The 20,341-nt window shown below is 71.3% G+C and carries 18 protein-coding genes; 7 read left to right on the top strand and 11 right to left on the bottom strand.

Features of this window, described 5'->3' with window-relative positions; all coding sequences use genetic code 11:
• Positions 1-285 precede the first annotated feature (285 nt).
• Positions 286-2,388 (top strand): NPCBM/NEW2 domain-containing protein, encoded by a 2,103-nt coding sequence (locus IE278_RS19395; RefSeq protein ID WP_189773961.1) that lies wholly within the window; start codon positions 286-288, stop codon positions 2,386-2,388.
• Between the two features lie 600 nt (positions 2,389-2,988).
• On the opposite strand, the gene IE278_RS19390 is transcribed toward IE278_RS19395, so the two are convergent.
• Entirely contained in the window at positions 2,989-3,942 is a 954-nt protein-coding gene (locus tag IE278_RS19390) for an ROK family protein (protein ID WP_189773959.1), read from the bottom strand.
• Between the two features lie 220 nt (positions 3,943-4,162).
• Between IE278_RS19390 and IE278_RS19385 the strand changes: the two genes are divergently transcribed.
• Entirely contained in the window at positions 4,163-5,200 is a 1,038-nt protein-coding gene (locus tag IE278_RS19385; RefSeq protein WP_189773956.1) for a LacI family DNA-binding transcriptional regulator, read from the top strand.
• 13 nt (positions 5,201-5,213) lie between these two features.
• Positions 5,214-6,050, top strand: coding sequence for a hypothetical protein (locus tag IE278_RS19380; protein WP_189773954.1), 837 nt, complete (start codon positions 5,214-5,216; stop codon positions 6,048-6,050).
• Here the strand turns inward: IE278_RS19380 and IE278_RS19375 are convergent.
• Together IE278_RS19375 and IE278_RS19370 are read right to left on the bottom strand one after the other, a co-directional pair.
• The gene (locus IE278_RS19375) at positions 5,996-7,819 is read right to left on the bottom strand and encodes a serine/threonine-protein kinase (RefSeq protein WP_373312031.1); all 1,824 of its coding nucleotides are present in this window, start codon (positions 7,817-7,819) and stop codon (positions 5,996-5,998) included. The two genes, IE278_RS19380 and IE278_RS19375, sit on opposite strands and share 55 nt — an antisense overlap.
• Before the next feature lie 96 nt (positions 7,820-7,915).
• On the bottom strand, positions 7,916-9,220 hold the full coding sequence (locus tag IE278_RS19370) for a DUF6986 family protein (RefSeq protein ID WP_189773952.1): 1,305 nt from the start codon (positions 9,218-9,220) through the stop codon (positions 7,916-7,918).
• 279 nt (positions 9,221-9,499) lie between these two features.
• On the opposite strand from IE278_RS19370, the gene IE278_RS19365 reads away from it, so the two are divergent.
• Positions 9,500-10,402 carry an endonuclease/exonuclease/phosphatase family protein gene (locus IE278_RS19365; RefSeq protein ID WP_189773950.1) on the top strand — a complete coding sequence of 301 codons (903 nt, stop codon included), beginning with the start codon at positions 9,500-9,502 and terminating at the stop codon, positions 10,400-10,402.
• A gap of 72 nt (positions 10,403-10,474) precedes the next feature.
• On the opposite strand, the gene IE278_RS19360 is transcribed toward IE278_RS19365, so the two are convergent.
• The 4 genes from IE278_RS19360 to IE278_RS19345 form a co-directional block, all read right to left on the bottom strand.
• Complete coding sequence (locus tag IE278_RS19360; protein ID WP_189773948.1) at positions 10,475-11,449, bottom strand: electron transfer flavoprotein subunit alpha/FixB family protein; 975 nt, start codon at positions 11,447-11,449, stop codon at positions 10,475-10,477.
• Between the two features lie 55 nt (positions 11,450-11,504).
• A complete protein-coding gene (locus IE278_RS19355) occupies positions 11,505-12,290 on the bottom strand; it encodes an electron transfer flavoprotein subunit beta/FixA family protein (protein ID WP_189773946.1) in 786 nt (261 codons plus the stop codon).
• A gap of 243 nt (positions 12,291-12,533) precedes the next feature.
• Positions 12,534-13,043 carry a flavin reductase family protein gene (locus IE278_RS19350; protein WP_189773944.1) on the bottom strand — a complete coding sequence of 170 codons (510 nt, stop codon included), beginning with the start codon at positions 13,041-13,043 and terminating at the stop codon, positions 12,534-12,536.
• Positions 13,044-13,303: 260 nt separating this feature from the next.
• Positions 13,304-13,726, bottom strand: coding sequence for a TlpA family protein disulfide reductase (locus IE278_RS19345; RefSeq protein WP_189773942.1), 423 nt, complete (start codon positions 13,724-13,726; stop codon positions 13,304-13,306).
• A 74-nt stretch (positions 13,727-13,800) separates the two neighbouring features.
• Here IE278_RS19345 and IE278_RS19340 point away from each other — a divergent pair, with 74 nt between their 5' ends.
• The gene (locus tag IE278_RS19340; RefSeq protein ID WP_189773940.1) at positions 13,801-14,217 is read left to right on the top strand and encodes a DUF4395 domain-containing protein; all 417 of its coding nucleotides are present in this window, start codon (positions 13,801-13,803) and stop codon (positions 14,215-14,217) included.
• 191 nt (positions 14,218-14,408) lie between these two features.
• Positions 14,409-15,137 carry a lysophospholipid acyltransferase family protein gene (locus tag IE278_RS19335; RefSeq protein ID WP_189773937.1) on the top strand — a complete coding sequence of 243 codons (729 nt, stop codon included), beginning with the start codon at positions 14,409-14,411 and terminating at the stop codon, positions 15,135-15,137.
• A 90-nt stretch (positions 15,138-15,227) separates the two neighbouring features.
• Here the strand turns inward: IE278_RS19335 and IE278_RS19330 are convergent, their stop codons facing one another.
• From IE278_RS19330 to IE278_RS19315, 4 genes are all read right to left on the bottom strand, one after another.
• Positions 15,228-15,800 (bottom strand): transglutaminase-like domain-containing protein, encoded by a 573-nt coding sequence (locus tag IE278_RS19330; RefSeq protein WP_189773935.1) that lies wholly within the window; start codon positions 15,798-15,800, stop codon positions 15,228-15,230.
• Positions 15,801-15,898: 98 nt separating this feature from the next.
• Entirely contained in the window at positions 15,899-16,969 is a 1,071-nt protein-coding gene (locus tag IE278_RS19325; RefSeq protein ID WP_189774131.1) for a threonine aldolase family protein, read from the bottom strand.
• A 38-nt stretch (positions 16,970-17,007) separates the two neighbouring features.
• Positions 17,008-17,772, bottom strand: a complete 765-nt coding sequence (locus tag IE278_RS19320; RefSeq protein ID WP_189773933.1) for an SDR family NAD(P)-dependent oxidoreductase — start codon at positions 17,770-17,772, stop codon at positions 17,008-17,010.
• 38 nt (positions 17,773-17,810) lie between these two features.
• Positions 17,811-19,208, bottom strand: a complete 1,398-nt coding sequence (locus IE278_RS19315; protein ID WP_189773931.1) for a DUF6421 family protein — start codon at positions 19,206-19,208, stop codon at positions 17,811-17,813.
• Between the two features lie 413 nt (positions 19,209-19,621).
• Between IE278_RS19315 and IE278_RS19310 the strand changes: the two genes are divergently transcribed.
• The gene (locus tag IE278_RS19310; RefSeq protein WP_189773929.1) at positions 19,622-20,305 is read left to right on the top strand and encodes a glycerophosphodiester phosphodiesterase; all 684 of its coding nucleotides are present in this window, start codon (positions 19,622-19,624) and stop codon (positions 20,303-20,305) included.
• Positions 20,306-20,341: the final 36 nt, after the last annotated feature.

Below are 20,341 nucleotides of genomic sequence, written 5' to 3'. Positions count from 1 at the left end.
TTTCACCGAGGTGGCTGACATCCGATGTCCTGACTCGTTGTCAGGCGCCATATACGGGACGAGTGCTGACCGCGCCCGAAAACCTTCCCATGGCTCAATCCAACACAAGCGCACGCGCGGTCCGGAGCTCTTGCTCCAAGAGACATGGTCAAGGGATTTGACGGGATATCGAACCACCACGACCGCATCCCTTCCACCACAGTGCAACAGGTCCTACCGTAAACGCGCATGGATGACGCGGACATGCGGACATCCAACCTTTCGCGAGTACGGAGGAACGTAACGATGCGTCACCTTCCCACCCGCACAACTCGCCGAAGAGCGGTCGGAGCACTCACCGCGGGACTGCTCGGCGCCCTGGGCCTGACCGGCACCTGGGGGACGGCCGGACCGGTCCAGACCGCCGGCGCCGCGACATCGGCCGTGTCGGCGACCGCCGGGTCAGCGTCCGCCGTGTCGGCGTCGGCGTCGGCCGCTCCGGGCCTGGACGACGGTCTCGCGCTCACTCCGCCCATGGGCTTCAACAACTGGAACTCCACGCACTGCCGTGCGGAGTTCGACGAGGCGATGGTCAAGGGGATCGCGGACATCTTCGTCGAGAAGGGGCTCAAGGACGCCGGGTACGAGTACGTCAACCTCGACGACTGCTGGGCGCTGCCCGCCCGCGACGCGAACGGCAAGCTGGTCCCGGACCCGGTCCGCTTCCCCGGCGGGATCAAGGCGGTCGCGGACTACGTGCACGCCAAGGGGCTCAAGCTCGGCATCTACACCAGCGCGGGCACGAAGACCTGCAACGACGCGGGATTTCCCGGCGCGCTCGGCCATGAGTACAGCGACGCCCAGCAGTTCGCCGACTGGGGTGTCGACTATCTGAAGTACGACAACTGCAACAACCAGGGCGTGGACGCCAAACTGCGCTACACGACGATGCGTGACGCCCTGAAGGCCGCGTCCGAGACGACCGGCCGCCCCATCGTCTACAGCATCTGCGAGTGGGGTGAGAACAAGCCCTGGGAGTGGGCGGCGGACGTCGGCCATCTGTGGCGCACGACCGGGGACATCAGCGACAACTGGGGTTCGATGCTCTCGATCATGAAGCAGAACCTGCCGCTCGCGCCGTACGCCGGGCCCGGGCGGTGGAACGACCCCGACATGCTGGAGGTCGGCAACGGCGGGATGACGGACACGGAGTACCGCACCCACTTCTCGATGTGGTCGGTCATGGCCGCGCCGCTGCTCATCGGCTCGGACCTGCGGTCCGTGTCCGACGAGACCTTCGACATCATCGGCAACAAGGAAGTCATCGCGGTCGACCAGGACCCGCTCGGGAAGCAGGGCGCGGTGGTCTCCTCCGAGGGCGGCCGCTGGGTGGTCGCCAAGGAGATGAAGGACGGCAGCCGCGCGGTCGCCCTCTTCAACGAGACCGGCAGTCCGCAGCGTGTCGCCACCAGCGCGAAGGCCGTGGGACTGCCCGAGGCGGACGCCTACACGCTGCGGGATCTGTGGCAGCACCGGAGCTACCACACGGCGGGCACGATCTCGGCGACCGTCCCCGCGCACGGCACGGTCCTCGTCCGTGTCTCGGCCGACGGCCGGTGGGCCGTGCACCCGCCCGCCGTGGAACTCGGCGTGGACGGCAGCACCTTGACCGAGGCGGGCCGGGCGACCGCCCTGACGACGTCGGTCACCGATCTGGGCCGCACGCCCGCGAAGCGCGTCTCCGTGTCCCTGAGCGGACCCGAGGGGTGGCGGGTGCGGGCCACGTCGCCCACCACGGCGGGCTCCCTGCCGACCGGCAGGGCGTTGCGCACCGGGTGGACGGTGACCGCGCCCGCCGGTACGCCTGCGGGGTCGTACGACGTGACGCTGAAGGCGGCCTACCGCTCTCCGAGCGGGGTGCGGGCCGAGAGCGTGCTGCCGCTCACGGCGACCGTGGCGGTGGCGCCGCCCTCCGGCACGTCAGATCTCGGCCGTCTTCCCTGGCTGTCGGCGAGCAACGGCTGGGGGCCGGTCGAGCGCGACACCAGCAACGGCGAGAGCGCGGCGGGCGACGGCGGGCCGCTCACGATCAACGGGGTCGTGTACGCCACCGGGCTCGGCGTCCATGCGGAGAGCGCCGTCGAGTACTACACCGGTGAGGCGTGCGAGACCGTCAGCGCGCAGGTCGGGGTCGACGACGAGGAGGGTGCGGACGGGTCCGTCGCGTTCGAGATCTGGGCCGACGGTACGAAGGTCGCCTCGACCGGGGTCCTCACCAACGCGGACGCGGCGGTGGGCCTTTCGGCCGACGTGCGCGGGGCGGAGGTGGTGCGCCTGGTCGCCACGGACGGCGGCGACGGGATCACGTCGGACCACGGCGACTGGGCATCAGCCCAACTCGCCTGCTGACGGCACCGCCCGGGGAGCGCCGGCCTCCCCGGGCCCGGGCCCGCGGCAACTGCTCGCGCAGTTCCCCGCGCCCCTGAAGCCCCTCTCGGCGGCGACGGCCTGGCGGGTGCGGGTCCGTCGCGGCTGGGTGCGCAGTTCCCCTCGCCCCTGGGGCCCCTCGGCCGCGACGGCCTCGCAGGTGCGGGTCCGTCGGGGCTGAGCGCGCAGTTTCCCGCGCCCCTGAAGCCCCTCGGCCGCGGGCCCGCTCCCGGAGGCAGCCACCCACAACGCCACCACAGGCACTGTGGCCTCCCGGGTGCGGGTCCGTCGTGGCTGGGTGCGCCGTTCCCCGCGCCCCCAAGACCGCGGGGCGGGCCCGCCCCGCGGCCACCCGCAGCGCGACCCCCACGGGCACGGTCGTCTCCAGGGTGCGGGTCCGTCGCGGCTGAGCGCGCAGTTCCCCTCGCCCCCAAGGCCCCCGGACGCGGGCCCATCCCGTAGAGCCGGCCCCGCCCCAACCCCCTAGGGGCGCGGGGAACTGCGCGGCCAGCCCTCATCGGCCCGCACCATGTCACGTCGCATCACGGCAGCCGGAGGCCCCTCCAGAAAACGGCGGGCGGCTCAGCCGACGACGGCCGTGGGGCTGGGGCGGACGCTCAGCGCCGCCGACGCCGCGCCCACGAGCCCCGCGTCCGTTCCCATCTGCGCGGGCGTCACCGTGAGCCGCTGGACGAACGACAGCGTCGCGTAGTCGCGCAGCGCGGCCCGCAGCGGCGCGAACAGCACCTCGCCCGCCTTGCCCACTCCCCCGCCGATCACCGCGATGTCGATCTCCACGAGGGTCGCGGTCGCCGCGATGCCCGCCGCCAGCGCCTGCGCGGCCCGTTCGAAGGAGGCCGTCGCGACCGGGTCGCTGGCCCGCGCCGCCACCGCCACCGCCGCCGCGGAGGCGTCACCCTCGGGACCCGGCCGCCAGCCGCCCTCGATGGCGCGGCGCGCGATGTTCGGCCCGCTCGCGATGCGCTCGACGCAGCCACGGGACCCGCACGGACACAGGTCTCCGTCGAGGTCCACGCTGATGTGACCGATGTGGCCGGAGTTGCCCGTGGGCCCGGGGTGCAGCTTGCCGCCGAGGACCAGCCCGCCGCCCACACCCGTCGAGACGACCATGCAGAGCGCGTTGTCGTGCCCCCGCGCCGCCCCCTGCCAGTGCTCGGCCGCCGTGATCGCCACCCCGTCGCCGATCAGCTCGACGGGCAGCCCGCCCGTCACGGCGCGGACCCGCTCGACGAGCGGGTAGTCGCGCCAGCCGGGAACGTTCACCGGACTCACCGTGCCCGCCGAGGCGTCCACGGGCCCGGCGCTGCCGATGCCGACCGCCGTCACCCCGCTCCACAGCGGCGAGGCGGTCAGCTCGCCGAGTACGGCCTCGACGGCCCGGATGACGATGTCGCCGTGCTCCTGCGCGGGCGTCGGCCGCTGGGCGCGCAGCAGGATCCGGCCGTGGCCGTCCACCAGCGCTCCGGCGATCTTGGTGCCGCCGATGTCGAGCGCGGCCACGAGGTCGGTGTGCATCAGTGTCAGTTCTCCCGATCGGATCCCGATTGGACCATGAGGAAAGGGCAGGCCGGTCGCGCGGTGGGGAGAGCGGGCCGGAGAAAGCGATGGACAGTCTCTCTCGCATCTGACAACGTTGTCCAGGCTCTATGCTCGACGCCACATCCCGATCCGGGTGCCCATCGGGCCCGTCACGTCCGACGCGGCCCCACAGGACTACAGGACAGGACAGCGCATCGTGGCCGAGACCGCCCGCCGAACCGAGAGCCGCTACGGCAACCGCCCGACGATGAAGGACGTCGCCGCGCGTGCCGGGGTCGGCCTGAAGACGGTATCGCGCGTAGTCAACGGCGAGCCCGGGGTGACCCCCGACACCGAGCGCCGGGTGCAGGAGGCCATCGACGCGCTGGGCTTCCGGCGCAACGACAGCGCGCGCGTGCTCCGCAAGGGCCGTACCGCGAGCATCGGCCTGGTCCTGGAGGACCTGGCGGACCCGTTCTACGGTCCGCTGAGCCGCGCGGTGGAGGAGGTGGCCCGCGCCCACGGCGCCCTGTTGATCAACGGTTCCAGCGCCGAGGACCCGGACCGCGAGCAGGAACTGGTCCTCGCGCTCTGCGCGCGCCGCGTGGACGGCCTGGTCGTCATCCCCGCCGGGGACGACCACCGCTATCTGGAGCCCGAGATAAAGGCGGGCGTCGCCACGGTGTTCGTGGACCGGCCCGCCGGGCAGATCGACGCGGACGTCGTACTCTCCGACAGCTTCGGCGGTGCGCGCGACGGCGTCGCCCATCTCATCGCGCACGGCCACCGCCGGATCGGGTTCATCGGCGACATGCCCCGCATCCACACCGCCGCCGAGCGGCTGCGCGGCTATCGCGCCGCGATGGAGGACGCCGGCATCCCGGTGGAGCCCGACTGGATGTCCCTGGGCGTCACCGGCCCGGAGCGGGTCCGTCTGGCGGCCGAGACCATGCTCTCGGGCTCCTCCCCCGTGACCGCGGTCTTCGCGGGCAACAACCGCGTGACGGTCACCGTCGTACGCGTCATCGCCGAGCGCGCCCGCCCGGTCGCCCTGGTCGGCTTCGACGACATCGAACTGGCCGATCTCCTCCAGCCCGGGGTCACCGTCGTCGCCCAGGACGCGGCCCAGCTCGGCCGCACCGCCGCCGACCGTCTCTTCCGCCAGCTGGACGGCTCCCTCGTGCTGCCCGAGCGCATCGAACTCCCGACGCGTCTGATCACCCGTGGCTCGGGTGAACTGCCGCCCGCCGCCTGATACCGCCCGATACATGGGAGAGCCCCGGCAGCACCCCGCCGACCGCACGCTCGAAGCCCTCGGCCTGTCCGTGGCACCGCGCGAACACCCTCTGGTCTACCCCGGCGCCTGGCCCGCGGAGTCGGGGCTCCTCGACGGGGACCGGCTGCTGCCCCTGACCCGGCGCACGTTCCCGGGCCGGGTGCCCGTCCTCGCGGTCGGCTCGAACGCCTCCCCCGCGCAACTCCGGCACAAGATGCGCCAGTACGAGCTGTCGTCCCCGATCCCCCTGGTGAAGGCGCGGGTCACCGGTCTGGAGATCGGCGTGTCGGCGCACGTCAGCGCCCTGGGATACGTGTCCGCCTCGCCCTTTCGCGCCCCCGGGCACACCCGGGAACTGTTCATCACCTGGCTGGACCCCGCACAGCTGGCCGCGATCGACGCGAGCGAGGGAGTCACGCGGCCGTCGGGCGCGTACGATCGCGTGCTGCTGCCTTCGACCGGCTTCCGCGTCGAGCCGGAGCCGAGCGGGCCGGGCGAGCTCGGTGGGCGGCCGCTCGACGGTGTGCATCTCTATGTGAACCGTCACGGTGTCCTCCAGGACGGCACGGGGACCCCGCGCGAGCACCCCGGTGAGCGTCGGCTGCTCACCGAACTGCTCGCGGAGTCACCGGGCTTGCGGAAGCTGTTCGGGGCCACGCCCGAGGAGTTCTGCTCCCGGGCGCGCGGCGACCTGCGGCTCTGCGCCGAGGGGACGCGGCTCTTCGCCCGGGAGGGGCGCACGACGGCTTCCGGCCTGGAGAAGTACGTACGGGGTCAGCAGACGGGCAGTCCGGGCACCGGTGAGTCGTTGTCGCCGCCCTGGATGTAGACGTCGCTGACGTAGACGCCGGTGTTGCCGCTGTCGTCGTCGGTCCTCGCCCACCAGGTGTTCGTCCACTTCCCGGAGGTCTCGCGGCGCCCGAGGTCCTGCTGGCAGTAGAAGTAGTTGGTGCCGGCGTAGAGGGTGCCCGCCCGCGCTCCCGCGGCGGTGTACGACGTCGCGGTCTTCCAGACCTGGCAGTTGTACTTGCCGCCTCCGATGGCGTGGCAGACCGGTGCGGAGCTCGCGGTCTCCCCTCCGCCCGAACCCGTCGTGCCGCCCTTGGTGGACTCGGGCGAGGGAGCGGTGGCCTTGTCCTTGGGGTCGGCGCCGTCGGTGTCCCCGGCGCCGCCGGCGTCCGCCGTGCGGTCCGGCTTGCCGCTCGGGGACGGGGACTTCTCCTTGTCGCCCTGATCCGCGGGCTTCTTGTCGTCCGTCAGGTCGACCGAGCCGCGGGTGGCCCCCGGGGAGGCGGTGCCGTCCACGCCCCTGGAGGCCCCGGTCCTGGCGGCGGACCCGGAGTCGTCGGAGCCCGTCAGGTGGGCGACGATGACGCCGGTCGAGGCCAGTACGACGGCGACGGCCGCGCCGACGAGCCACACACGGCCCCTGCCGCGACGCGAGCTCGCGGCCGTGGCCGGGACGACCGGGTCCGCCGGGGTGGCCGCCCGCGGCATCGACTGCGGCACCGGCTGCGACATCGGCTGCGACATCGGCTGCGGCGGCCCGAAACCCGGTGGTATCACCGGTACGCTCCGCTCGGTCGCCTCCCGTACCGGCGGCGCGGGCGCCCTCAGCCCGCGCGTCGCCGAGTCCTGGACGACCGGGTCCTGGGCGACCGGGTCCGGGCCGGTCGCGTCCTGGGCGGTCGCCGCCGCTACGGCTTCCAGGAGCTCACTGGCGCGGCCGGCGGCCGGACGGGTTTCGGGCTGCTTGTGCATCAGCTGGCGCAGTACGGGACCGAGGGGTCCGGCCCGGCGCGGTTCGGGCAGCGGTTCGACGACGATCGCCGTGAGCGTGGACCACGTGGACGTGCGGCGGAACGGCGAGGACCCCTCGACGGCCGCGTACAGCGTGGCGCCGAGGGCCCAGATGTCGGACGCGGGGCCCGGCTCGTACCCCTGAGCCCTTTCGGGTGCCATGTAGTCCAGCGAGCCGACCAGTTCACCGCTGCGTGTGAGATGCGCGGTGGAGCCGTCGCCGGGGTCCTCCATGGTGGCGATGCCGAAGTCCGTGAGGACGACCCGGCCCGAGCGGTCGAGCAGGATGTTGCCCGGTTTCACGTCGCGGTGCAGGACTCCCGCGCGGTGGGCCGCGGCGAGCGCGTCCATGACCTTCGCGCCGATCCCGGCGGCCTCGCGGGCGCCGATCGTGCCGCGCTCACGCAGGACGTCGTCCAGGGACGGGCCGTCCACCAGTTCCATGACGATCAGCGGGCGGCCGTCGACCTCCGCCACGTCGTGCACCGCGATCACGCCGGGGTGGCGCACCCTGGCCGCCGCGCGGGCCTCGCGCTGCATACGCAGCCCCAGGTCGGCGAGTTCGGGTCCGTCCGCGTCCGTGTAGGTGCGCAGCTCCTTGACCGCCACCTCACGGCCGAGCACCTCGTCACGGGCCCGCCACACCACGCCCATGCCGCCGCGGCCCAGCGGGGCCACGACGCGGTAGCGGCCGACCAGGAGCCGCCCGGCCCCTTCGGGCTGTTCCGTTTCCCCGGGCTGTTCCGTCTCCCCGGGCCGGGCCTTCTCCCCCGGCTGCTGGTTCTCCCCCGCAGACACCGCTGCCCCGTTCCTGTGACATGTCAATGAAGTGCCGCCCACAGTACGGGGCCCGGGTGACGGCGAGGGCCGGTGGCGAGGGCTGTGACAGGGCCGCTACTTGGCCAAGACGGTCAGGTCCGCCCGCCTCGGTACCGCGAAGCCCTCCAGGTCCGTGCGCGTGAGCCCGGTCGCCCGTGCCACCTCGGCGATGCCGAGGGCCCCGCAGTCCAGGCCGCGCAGCAGATAGCCGCTGAGCGCCTTGGCGGTGGCGGGCTCGTCCATCACGTCGCCGCCGGCCCGGTTGGCGTACGCGACGAGGCGCGCCGCGGCCTGCTCGAACCCCTCGCGGTAGAAGGCGAACACGGCCGCGTACCGGGTCGGGAGGTGCCCGGGGTGCATGTCCCAGCCCTGGTAGTAGGCGCGGGCGAGGGCGCGTCGGGTGAGGCCGAAGTGCAGGCGCCAGGCGTCGTGGACCTTCGCCGTCGGGCCGACCGGCAGCACGTTGGTGGAGCCGTCCGAGACCCGTACGCCGGTACCGGCGGCCGCGACCTGCATGATCGCCTTGGCGTGGTCGGCGGCCGGGTGGTCGCTCGCCTGGTAGGCGGCCGAGACGCCGAGGCAGGCGCTGTAGTCGAAGGTCCCGTAGTGCAGGCCGGTGGCGCGGCCCTCGGCGGCCTGGATCATCCGGGCGACGGTCGCCGTGCCGTCGGTGGCGAGGATGGACTGGCTGGTCTCGATCTGGATCTCGAACCCGATCCGGCCCCGCTCCAGCCCGTGGGCCTTCTCGAACTCCTCCAGGAGCCGCACCATCGCGGTGACCTGCTCCGGGTACGTGACCTTCGGCAGGGTGAGCACCAGTCCGCCGGGCAGCCCGCCGGCCTCCATCAGGCCGGTGAGGAAGATGTCGAGCGTGCGGATGCCCCGGTCGCGGACCGGCGCCTCCATGCACTTCATCCGGATGCCCATGTACGGGGCCGCCGTGCCGTCCTGGTAGGCCTGCGCGATGAGCCGGGCGGCGCGGGCTGCCGCCTCGTCCTCCTCGGCGTCGGGACGCGGTCCGTAGCCGTCCTCGAAGTCGACCCGCAGGTCTTCGATCGGCTCACGCTCCAGCTTGGCGCGTACGCGGGCGTACACGGGCTCCGCGAGGTCGTCGGAGAGGCCGAGGACGGCGGCGAGGGAGGCGGCGTCGGGCGCGTGCCGGTCGAGGGCGGTGAGTGCCTGGTCGCCCCAGGAGCGGACGGTGTCCGCGGTGAAGGCGTCGCCCGGTACGTACACGGTGTGGACGGGCTGGCGGGTGCCGGGGTCTCCGGGGTAGCGGCGCTCCAACTCGGCGTCGACCGGGGCGAGGGAGGCGCTGATCTCCTCGCTGACGGCGCCGGTGAGGCTGGTCGCCACCTTCTCCTGCTGACCCTGACCCATTCCGCACCCTCCTGTTTTCCGCTCAGCGGAATCAACAATCCGTAGAGCGAAGTTATCCGCGACTTTCAGGCTGGTCAACACCCGCATTCCACCCCGCTCGCCCTGCGATCCTCCCCCAGGTCCCTCCCGGAACACGCGCGGACTTCCCCCGGGGTCCATCCCGGCATCTCGACATGTTCACGCCCAACTTCGAGACTGCATGGCGCACGACTCGACCGGCATCCGTCGCAGAAACGGTCCGCACCACAGACCGGCATTTGGCCACAGAAGGAGCATCCCGTGCCCCGTCACAGCCGAGTCACGCGCCGCCTGGGACTCAAGACCGCGCTCGCCGCCGCGGTCGCCCTGCCCCTGTCCAGTACAGCGCTCTCCAGGTCGTCCGCCTCGGCGGCGGACCGCCGTGACCACCTGGACGTCATGTCCTTCAACCTGCGGTACGCGAGCACCGCCGAACCCAACAGCTGGGCCGTCCGCCGCCCGGTCACGCGCGAACTGCTGCGCCGGGAGCGGCTGCACGTCATCGGCACCCAGGAAGGCCTCTACCAGCAGGTGCGCGACATCGCGACGGATCTCGGCGCGCACTACGACTGGATCGGCACGGGCCGCGCGGGCGGCAGCCGGGACGAGTTCATGACGGTCTTCTACGACACGCGCAGACTCGCCCCGGTGGAGTACGACCACTTCTGGCTCTCGGAAACGCCCTCCGTGATCGGCTCGAACACCTGGGGCGGCGGCTCCATCCGCATGGTGACCTGGGTCCGCTTCCGTGATCTGCGGGACGGGCAGCGGGAGTTCTACTTCCTCAACACCCACCTGGACAACGCCAGTCAGAACGCACGCGCGCGTGCCGCGGCCCTGATCTCCGAACGGATCGCGGGACTCGACCGTTCCCTGCCGCTGGTGGTGACCGGCGACTTCAACGTCGCCGCCCACAAGAACCCGGTCTACGACACGATGCTGGGCGCGGGCCTCGTCGACACCTGGGAGACGGCGGCCGAGCGGAGCAAGCTGTACGCCACGTTCCACGGGTACCGGCCGCTGACCCCGGACGGCGACCGCATCGACTGGATCCTCGCCTCGCCGGGCGTGAGCGCGCACCGGGCGTCGATCAACACCTTCTCCGTGGACGGGCAGTTCCCGAGCGACCATCTGCCCGTACAGGCGTCGCTGACCCTGGGCTGAGCCGGGCCCCGACGCGGCGAGGCCCCCTCGACCTGGCACGGTCGAAGGGGCCTCGTACTGCTGCGGGAGTGCTCAGCCCTTGCGGGTCTTGATCTCCTCGGTGAGCTGCGGGACGACCTCGAAGAGGTCGCCGACCACGCCGTAGTCGACCAGGTCGAAGATCGGGGCCTCGGCGTCCTTGTTGACCGCCACGATCGTCTTCGAGGTCTGCATACCGGCACGGTGCTGGATCGCGCCGGAGATGCCGTTGGCGATGTACAGCTGCGGGGACACGCTCTTGCCGGTCTGGCCCACCTGGTTGGTGTGCGGGTACCAGCCGGCGTCCACGGCGGCGCGCGAGGCGCCGACGGCCGCGCCGAGGGAGTCGGCGAGCGCCTCGATGATCGCGAAGTTCTCGCTGCCGTTGACGCCACGGCCGCCGGAGACCACGATCGCGGCCTCGGTCAGCTCCGGGCGGCCCGTCGACTCGCGCGGGGTGCGGCCGGTCACCTTGGTGCCGGTGGCCTGCGCGGAGAAGGTGACGGACAGCGCCTCGACGGCGCCCGCGGCCGGGGCGGCCTCGACGGGGGCCGAGTTGGGCTTGACGGTGATGACCGGGGTGCCCTTGGAGACCCGGGTCTTGGTGGAGTACGAGGCGGCGAACACCGACTGGGTGGCCACCGGGCCCTCGTCGTCGGCCTCGACGTCGACGGCGTCGGTGATGACACCCGAGCCGATGCGCAGCGCGAGACGGGCTGCGATCTCCTTGGCCTCGGCGGACGAGGGGACCAGCACGGCGGCCAGGGAGCCCGCGGCGGACACCACCTCGACGGCGGCCTGCAGCGCGTCCACCTTCGGTACGACGAGGTAGTCCGCGTACTCGGCGGCCTCGTCGGTGAGCACCTTGACGGCGCCGTGCTCGGCGAGCGTCGCGGCGGTGTTCGCGGCGCCGTTGCCCAGCGCGACGGCGACCGGGTCGCCGAGGCGGCGGGCCAGCGTCAGCAGTTCCAGGGTGGGCTTGCGGACGGCGCCGTCCACGTGGTCGACGTAGACGAGAACTTCAGCCATGGGACTTCTTCTCTCCTGCTTGCGAAAGATGCGGGGCGGGCGGCAACAGTCGGGCTCAGATGAACTTCTGGCCCACCAGGAACTCGGCGAGCTGCTTGCCGCCCTCGCCCTCGTCCTTGACGATCGTGCCCGCGGTGCGCGCCGGGCGCTCGGTGGCGGAGTCGACCTTGGTCCAGGAGCCTTCGAGACCGACCTCGTCGGCCTCGATCTCCAGGTCCTCCAGGTCCCAGGACTGAACGGGCTTCTTCTTGGCGGCCATGATGCCCTTGAAGGACGGGTAACGCGCCTCGCCCGACTGGTCGGTGACCGACACGACGGCGGGCAGCGAGGCCTCGAGCTGCTCGGAGGCGCTGTCGCCGTCACGGCGGCCCTTCACGACGCCGTCCGCGACGGAGACCTCGGAGAGCAGCGTGACCTGCGGGACGCCCAGGCGCTCGGCGAGCAGGGCCGGGAGCACGCCCATGGTGCCGTCGGTGGAGGCCATGCCGGAGATGACCAGGTCGTAGCCGGCCTTCTCGATCGCCTTGGCCAGCACCAGCGAGGTGCCCACCGCGTCGGTGCCGTGCAGATCGTCGTCCTCGACGTGGATGGCCTTGTCCGCGCCCATGGACAGCGCCTTGCGCAGCGCGTCCTTCGCGTCCTCGGGGCCCACGGTCAGCACGGTGATCTCCGCGTCGTCCGCTTCGTCGGCGATCTGCAGGGCCTGCTCGACCGCGTACTCGTCGAGCTCCGACAGCAGGCCGTCCACGTCGTCACGGTCGACGGTCAGGTCCTCGGCGAAGTGCCGGTCGCCAGTGGCGTCGGGCACGTACTTCACAGTGACAACGATCCTCAAGCTCACGCCGGCTCTCCTACTGCATCGTCTTTTCTGGGCTGCCTGCCTACGGGCAGCATAGGCGCCTGAAGCGGCCGTTCCCGGTGGGGGCGACCCGCGCTCCGGGCGAAATATTACTCGCCAGTACGCGCTTCTACGGTCCCGTAGCTGGTTCCCTCTAAGCAAGCGCTTTGAACTGTGACCTTCGCAACGCAGCGTAATCGGAACTCGGCGCCCGCGCAGTCGACGTGAGCCGGGCGGACCGGTGCCTCATTCCCGGAGAGCGTTGAACCGCCCCTGGTGGTACAGCAGCGGGCGGCCGGCACCGGCGGGGTCCCCGAGCACCACCTCGGCCAGCACGACGCGATGGTCCCCGGCGGGAACGCGGGTGACGACCTTGCAGACGAGCCAGGCGAGGACGTCGTCGAGGACGGGGACGCCCTCGGGGCCCTCCCGCCAGGCGGTCGGCTCCCCGAAGCGGTCGGCGCCGCTGCGGGCGAAGGTGGCGGCCAGTTCCCGCTGGTGCTCGCCGAGCACATGGACGCCCACGTACTCCGTCCGGGAGATGGCCGGCCAGCTGGAGGCGCCGGTACCGATACCGAAGGAGATCAACGGGGGCTCGGCGGACACGGACGCGAGCGAGGTGGCGGTGAAGCCGACGGGGCCCTCGTCGCCGCGTGCGGTGATCACGGCGACACCGGCGGCGTGCTGCCGGAAGACGGAGCGGAGCAGGTCGGGGGAGGCAAGTCGGGAGGTGCGGAGATCGGGCGTGGCCGTCATGGAATGGGTCCTTCTGCGCGAAGCCGGCGGCGGGGGTCCTGGGCTGCTCAGCAGCCCGGACAGCGCCCGCCCGCGCCGCGGACGAGGGCCGCGGCGCGATGGCGTTCACGCTCGAAGAGCTCGGGGAGCGCAGAAAGAGGGAGTTCCGTGGGCATACGGTCAGACTGACGATAGCTGGCGTATGCAGTCAAGTACGTCCCGGCATGTGGGAGCTGCGTCACCGAGGGCCTCCAGCCTCATGATCAGGGGCTTCCGGACGATCAGGTGGTGCCGACCGCCTCGCCGAGCGCGGCGATCACGTCCGCCTTGCGCGGCTGTCCGGTGGCGCGGCGCACGATGCGCCCTTCCGCGTCGAGGACGAACACGGTCGGCGTCTTGAGGATCTCCAGTTCGCGGACGAGTCCGAGACGGCTCTCGGCGTCGATCTCGACGTGCCGCACGCCCGGAACGAGTTCGGCGACCTCGCCGAGCACCCGGCGGGTCGCCCTGCACGGCGCGCAGAAGGCGCTGGAGAACTGCACGAGCGTGGCCCGCTCGCCGAGGTCCTCGCCCAACTCGGCCGCACCCAGCCGTTTCCCGCCGTCCCGCCCACGCACTCTGACTCTCCCGCTCCGACGTCGGTTCAGCACTCCGTAGGCGCTCGCCACCACGAGCACCGCCACACACACCGCAAGTCCGGTCATCCTCGGCTTCAGCGTTCACGAGGCTGCAAAGATTCCCGGGCCGGGGGAAGTCCTCCCTGCGGAATACTCGCTTCATGAACATCGACGCACGAGGGCCGCGCTTCGGCGCGGCCGTGACGGCCGTGGTCCTGGCGGTCGTACTGATCACCTCCAGCGCCTGGCTCCTGGCCTGGCAGACGCTGGCGTTCGCACTCGGCGCGGCGGGCGGCGTCGGCCGCTCCCCGTACGGTCTGCTGTTCCGCGGGGTGATCCGGCCGCGGATCGCGCCGCCGACGGAGTTCGAGGCGCCCGAGCCGCCGCGGTTCGCCCAGGCGGTCGGGTTCGCGTTCGCGGCGATCGGTCTCCTCGGCTACACGGTGGGCCCCGAGTGGCTGGGACTCGCCGCGACCGGCGCGGCGCTCGCGGCGGCGTTTCTCAACGCGGCGTTCGGGTACTGCCTCGGGTGCGAGATGTACCTGCTCGTACGGCGGGTGGCGGTTCGCGCAGAGTAAAGACGGCGTAAAACGCCGAGGTGGATCAAGGGGTGACGTGACGAGGATCTCGCCAATCTCGGGCACCAGGACTGGTCACTCGTCCGTTCTTCGGGCACGATCTGCGCAATGCCGTAAACCTACGGCAGCGTAAGTTTCCCGCCGGGAGCACCCCTTCCCAGGCAGAACAGAGAGAAGGGTCCACTCCGTTCATGGCTGAGCTTGCCTACCGTCCCGCCATCGGTCTCGCCCAGACGTTGTTCAAGGCCTGGGACCTGAAGATCGATCTCAAGGGGACGGAGAACATCCCGCGCACGGGCGGTGCGGTGCTGGTGAGCAACCACATCAGCTATCTCGACTTCATCTTCGACGGTCTCGCCGCCCTGCCGCAGAAGCGCCTCGTCCGCTTCATGGCCAAGGAGTCGGTGTTCCGGCACAAGATCTCCGGCCCGCTGATGCGCAACATGAAGCACATCCCCGTGGACCGCAAGCAGGGAGAGACTGCGTACGCCCACGCGCTGGCCTCGCTGCGCTCCGGTGAGATCGTCGGCGTCTTCCCCGAGGCCACGATCTCCCAGTCCTTCACGCTGAAGAGCTTCAAGTCGGGTGCCGCGCGCATGGCCCAGGAGGCGGGCGTCCCGCTGATCCCGATGGCCGTGTGGGGTACGCAGCGGCTGTGGACCAAGGGCCACCCGCGCAACTTCAAGCGCAGCCACATCCCGATCACCATCCGGGTCGGCGAGGCGATCGAGGCCTCCCGCGACAAGTACGCGGGCGCGATCACCCGGCAGGTGCGCGAGCGCGTACAGGAACTCCTGGAAGCGGCGCAGCGCGCCTACCCCGTACGCCCCAAGGGCCCGGACGACACATGGTGGATGCCGGCCCACCTCGGCGGCACGGCGCCGACCCCGGAAGAGGTAAAGGCCTCCGAGGCCCGCTGAGCGCTCCGCGGACAGGCAGGTGTGCCGTCCGCGGGCCCGCCGCGGCCCGACTCGCCGACCCACTGATCCACCGCCCCGCCGATCCACCGGTCAGAGTGCGACCGGCAGCAACTGCCACAGGTGTGGGCGGTCGTGGGCGGCTTTGAGGGCTTTCAGGACGGATGGGTGCGGAGCGGCGTACAGCGTCGGGTAGTCCAGTTCGCCGGAGGCCGGGTCGGGTGTGAAGGCCAGGCGTTCGCCGTCGAGGGAGAAACGGGCGTCGACGCCCGGTTTGTTGCCGCGGGGGTCCTGCCGGTGCCAGGCGCCGTTGAAGCGGACCGCGACGAGTCCGTGCACCACGTCGAACTTCTGGTAGCAGAACGCCGTCGGGATGTCCTCCGCTCTCAGCAGGGCTGCCAGGGCATGGGACTTGGCGTAGCAGATGCCCGTGCCCTGCTCCAGGACGTCGGAGGCGCGCCAGGTGACGCGGAGGTCGCCGGAGTCCTGTGAGTGCGGGATGGTGTCGCGCACGAACTCGAAGGCGGCCTGTGCATAGGCATACGAGTCGGCCACCTGGGCCGCCAGTCGCGCGGAGATCTCTCGCACGAGCGGATGATCGTGGTCTATGGCCTCGTCCGCGGCCAGATAGGCGGACAGGTCGGGGTCGTTCTGGATCAGCTCCATGCCTGCAGAGCATAGGAATACGATCACCCGGGGGTCAACTACTTTTCCGGGTGATCGTATATCTATGCAGCAGGCCGGTTGAGGCGCAGGGCGCGGCGCTAGGCCGCCATCTCCTCCTTGAGCGCCGCCACGAAACCGTCGACGTCGTCCTCGGTCGTGTCGAAGGCGCACATCCAGCGGACGTCTCCCGCCGCCTCGTCCCAGAAGTAGAAGCGGTAGCGCTTCTGCAGGCGTTCGCTCACGTCGTGGGGCAGCCGGGCGAAGACCGCGTTGGCCTGCACCGGGTACAGGATCTCGACGCCGTGCACCGCGCGCACACCCTCGGCGAGGCGCTGGGCCATCTCGTTGGCGTGGCGGGCGTTGCGCAGCCACAGGTCCTTGGCGAGCAGGGCCTCCAACTGCACCGACACGAACCGCATCTTGGAGGCTAGCTGCATCGACAGCTTGCGCAGGTGCTTCATGTGGCTGACGGCGTCGCGGTTCAGGACGACGACCGCCTCCCCGAACAGCGCGCCGTTCTTCGTACCGCCGAAGGACAGGACGTCCACGCCGACCGCGTTGGTGAACGCCCGCATCGGTACGTCCAGGGAGGCGGCCGCGTTGGCTATCCGGGCGCCGTCGAGGTGCACCTTCATGCCGTGCGCGTGGGCGTGCTCGCAGATCGCGCGGACCTCGTCGGGCGTGTAGACCGTGCCCAGTTCGGTGTTCTGGGTGATCGACACCACCTGCGGCATCGCCCGGTGCTCGTCGTCCCAGCCGTACGCCTGCCGGTCGATCAGCTCGGGCGTGAGCTTGCCGTCGGGCGTGGCGACCGTGAGCAGCTTGAGCCCGCCCATGCGCTCGGGAGCGCCGCCCTCGTCGACGTGGATGTGCGCGCTCTCCGCGCAGATCACCGCGCCCCAGCGGTCGGTGAGCGCCTGCAGCGCCACGACGTTGGCGCCCGTGCCGTTGAAGACGGGGAACGCCTCGGCGCCCGCGCCGAAGTGGCCGCGGATCACCTGCTGGAGATGGCCGGTGTAGTCGTCCTCGCCGTACGCGATCTGGTGCCCGCCGTTGGCGAGGGCCAGGGCGGCGAGCACCTCGGGGTGGGCCCCCGCGTAGTTGTCGCTGGCGAAGCCGCGCACCTGCGGATCGTGGCGCCGCCGGGCATCCGTCTTCGGCGGGTTCACGGCCTCCCGGTGGGGACGAGCGGTCTCCCGGCCGGGGTTCACGGCTTGTCGGTCAGCCACAGACGCTTTCCGTTCACTTCGGGGGCGGGCTTGTCCCAGACACCGGCGATGGACTCGGCGAGATCCTTGACGTCCGTGAAGCCCGCGAACTTCGCGTTCGGGCGCTCCGCGCGCATCGCGTCGTGCACCAGCGCCTTCACCACCAGGATGGCCGCCGCGGACGTCGGCCCCTCGGCGCCCTCGGAGATCCCGGCCTTGCGGAAGTAGTCGGCCATGGCCAGCGTCCACGCCTCGGCGGCGGCCTTGGCGGCGGCGTACGCGGCGTTGCCCGCGGTGGGCTTGCCGGCGCCCGCGGCGCTGATCAGGACGTACCGGCCGCGGTCGCTGCGCTGCAGGGCCTCGTGGAAGGCGAGCGAGGTGTGCTGCACGGTACGGATGAGCAGCAGTTCCAGCAGGTCCCAGTCGTCGAGGCTGGTCTTGGTGAAGGTCTCGCTGCCGCGCCAGCCGCCGACGAGATGGACCAGTCCGTCGACGCGCCCGAACTCCTTCTCGGTGCGCGCGGCCCAGTCCTTGGCCGAGTCCCGGTCGAGCAGGTCGACCGTGTCGCCGACGACGGTGGCGCCGCCGTGGGCGTAACGGGCCGCGTCGACGGCCTCGGCCAGCCGCTCCGGGTCGTTGTCGGACCCGACGACCACGGCCCCGGCCTCGGCGAGCCGCAGCAGGGTCGCCCGGCCCACCGGACCGCCCGCGCCGGCCACCGCGATCACCGCGCCGCTCAGTGCCCCGCCGTTACCGTTCCCCATGGTCTTCGCCTCCTGAGCAGTGGTACGGACGCGGTCGCTCACGCGGCCACCCGCTCGGCACTCGCAGCGGTGATGCCCCGGGTACTGGCGATCACGTTCTTCAGCTTCTTCGAGAGTGCCTCATAGAACATGCTCAGGGGAAACTCGTCCGGAAGCACCTCGTCCACCAGTTTTCGCGGCGGCAGCGTCAGGTCGAGGGCGTCGGGGCCCTTGGCCCAGCGGGAACCGGGGTGCGGGGCGAGGTACTGGGAGACCAGGTCGTACGCGGCGAACCAGTGGACCAGTTTCGGACGGTCGATGCCGTCGCGGTACAGCTTCTCGATCTCGGCGCACAGCTCGTTGGTGACCTGCGGGGCGCGCTGCCAGTCGATGAAGAGCTTGTTGTCGGTCCAGCGGACGACGTCGTGCTTGTGCAGGTAGGCGAAGAGCAGCTGTCCGCCGAGGCCGTCGTAGTTGCGGACGCGGTCGCCGGTCACGGGGAAGCGGAACATCCGGTCGAACAGCACCGCGTACTGCACGTCACGGCCCTGCGGGAAGCCGTCGGCCTCCAGCTTGACGGCCTCCCTGAAGGCGGTGAGGTCGCAGCGCAGCTCTTCGAGGCCGTACATCCAGAACGGCTGGCGCTGCTTGATCATGAAGGGGTCGAAGGGCAGGTCGCCGTGGCTGTGGGTGCGGTCGTGGACCATGTCCCACAGGACGAAGGCCTGCTCGCAGCGCGTCTGGTCGCCGACCATCTCGCGGATGTCGTCGGGCAGTTCGAGGCCGAGGGTCTCGACCGCCGCCTCGGTGACCTTGCGGAAGCGGGCGGCCTCGCGGTCGCAGAAGATACCGCCCCAGCTGAACCGCTCGGGGGCCTCGCGCACGGCGATGGTCTCCGGGAAGAGGACGGCCGAGTTGGTGTCGTAACCGGCCGTGAAGTCCTCGAAGGTGATGCCGCAGAACAGCGGGTTGTCGTAGCGGGTGCGCTCCAGGTCGGCCAGCCAGTCGGGCCAGACCATGCGCAGGACGACCGCCTCGAAGTTGCGGTCCGGGTTCCCGTTCTGCGTGTACATGGGGAAGAGGACCAGGTGCTGCAGGCCGTCCTCGCGGTGCGCGGCGGGCTGGAAGGCCAGCAGCGAGTCCAGGAAGTCGGGGACCTGGAACCCGCCGTCGGCCCAGCGGCGCAGGTCCTTGACGAGCGCCGCGTGGTACTCGGCGTCGTGCGGGACGAGCGGCGACAGCTCCTGGACGGCGTCCATGATGTGGCGCACGGCCAGGTCGGCGTCGGCCGGATCGGGGGCGCTCTCGGCGTCGAAGTCGATCGACCCGTCCTTGGACTGCCATGGCCGGATCCGCTCCACGGCATCCTTGAGCACGGGCCAGGCCGGGTGGCTCACCACCCTGCTCCGGGGAGGAATCTGCTCCTCCGCACCGACCTGCACAAGAATTTCCGTCATGACCCACCTTCCACGGGAGAACCTCGCGTATGGACACCGTATGCGTCTGAGACTCTCCGGGACAAGTGGAGTCTCGGGAGATTATCCTGCCCCCTCGCATCTTCACCGCTATTTTTCCTGTGGGAAACCGCGAGGGCGAATACTTCCGCCGTCAGTCGGGTAGACGCCGGAGTTCGGGCGACCCACTGCGGAAGCCCGGCCCGGCGTCCGGTCAACCCACCGGGGACTCGCCCACCGGGGGGTGAGGCGCACCGGGGGCGGCAGGGCGCGTTCGCCCAGTCGGCAGGCCTCATTCCCGGCCACCGGAGCGGGTACAAGCTCTCCCGGGACCATTAGGCTGCGGCCTTGCCGCGTGGGCACGGGACCGCCGCGCGCGGCAGCCGAGCCGCCGTCGACGGAAGCGGAGTCAACCCTTGAACTTCCTCACCATCGGTCATCGCGGGATCATGGGTGTCGAACCGGAGAACACCCTTCGTTCCTTCACCGCCGCCCAGCAGGCGGGCCTCGACCTGATCGAGCTGGATCTGCATCTGAGCAAGGACGGCGCGCTCGTCGTCATGCACGACGCCGACGTGGACCGTACGACCGACGGTTCGGGGCCGATCGCCGAGAAGACCCTCGCGGAGCTGCGCGTGCTGGACGCGGGACGCGGTGAGCGCGTACCGGTGTTCGAGGAGGTCCTGGACGCCGTCACGGCCCCGCTCCAGGCCGAGATCAAGGACGTGGCCGCGGCCCGGGCGCTCGCCGAGGTGATGAACCGGCGCGACCTGGTCGGCCGGGTCGAGGTGCTGTCGTTCCACGACGAGGCGGTCGCCGAGATCGCGCGGCTCGTGCCGGGGGTGCGTACGGCGCTGGTCGCCAGCCGCTATGGCATCGATGTCGTCGAGCGGGCGACCGCGGTCGGCGCCACCACCCTCGTACTGAACATCCGGCGGCTGACCCTGGAGGTCGTCGAGCGTGCGCGCAAGGCGGATCTGCGGATCATCGGCTGGGTCGTGAACACCCAGGACCATCTGCGGCTGGTCCGCGCCCTGGAGCTGGACGGCGCGACCACCGACTACCCGGAGATCAAGCGCACCGGCCGCTTCACGGCGTAGGCGTAGCCGTCGCCGACGCGGCGACCGGCGGCGCGA

Origin of the sequence: Streptomyces tauricus (assembly GCF_014650955.1) — a bacterium.
Taxonomy (GTDB): Bacteria; Actinomycetota; Actinomycetes; order Streptomycetales; family Streptomycetaceae; genus Streptomyces; species Streptomyces tauricus.
This window is presented reverse-complemented; position numbering and strand designations above follow the sequence as displayed.

Bases quoted from the DNA above. Each gene is read 5' to 3' on its own strand.
- IE278_RS19395 (WP_189773961.1), top strand. From the start codon at position 286: ATGCGTCACCTTCCCACCCGCACAACTCGCCGAAGAGCGGTCGGAGCA.
- IE278_RS19390 (WP_189773959.1), bottom strand. From the start codon at position 3,942: ATGCACACCGACCTCGTGGCCGCGCTCGACATCGGCGGCACCAAGATC.
- IE278_RS19380 (WP_189773954.1), top strand. From the start codon at position 5,214: ATGGGAGAGCCCCGGCAGCACCCCGCCGACCGCACGCTCGAAGCCCTC.
- IE278_RS19370 (WP_189773952.1), bottom strand. From the start codon at position 9,220: ATGGGTCAGGGTCAGCAGGAGAAGGTGGCGACCAGCCTCACCGGCGCC.
- IE278_RS19360 (WP_189773948.1), bottom strand. From the start codon at position 11,449: ATGGCTGAAGTTCTCGTCTACGTCGACCACGTGGACGGCGCCGTCCGC.
- IE278_RS19350 (WP_189773944.1), bottom strand. From the start codon at position 13,043: ATGACGGCCACGCCCGATCTCCGCACCTCCCGACTTGCCTCCCCCGAC.
- IE278_RS19345 (WP_189773942.1), bottom strand. From the start codon at position 13,726: ATGACCGGACTTGCGGTGTGTGTGGCGGTGCTCGTGGTGGCGAGCGCC.
- IE278_RS19340 (WP_189773940.1), top strand. From the start codon at position 13,801: ATGAACATCGACGCACGAGGGCCGCGCTTCGGCGCGGCCGTGACGGCC.
- IE278_RS19335 (WP_189773937.1), top strand. From the start codon at position 14,409: ATGGCTGAGCTTGCCTACCGTCCCGCCATCGGTCTCGCCCAGACGTTG.
- IE278_RS19330 (WP_189773935.1), bottom strand. From the start codon at position 15,800: ATGGAGCTGATCCAGAACGACCCCGACCTGTCCGCCTATCTGGCCGCG.
- IE278_RS19320 (WP_189773933.1), bottom strand. From the start codon at position 17,772: ATGGGGAACGGTAACGGCGGGGCACTGAGCGGCGCGGTGATCGCGGTG.
- IE278_RS19315 (WP_189773931.1), bottom strand. From the start codon at position 19,208: ATGACGGAAATTCTTGTGCAGGTCGGTGCGGAGGAGCAGATTCCTCCC.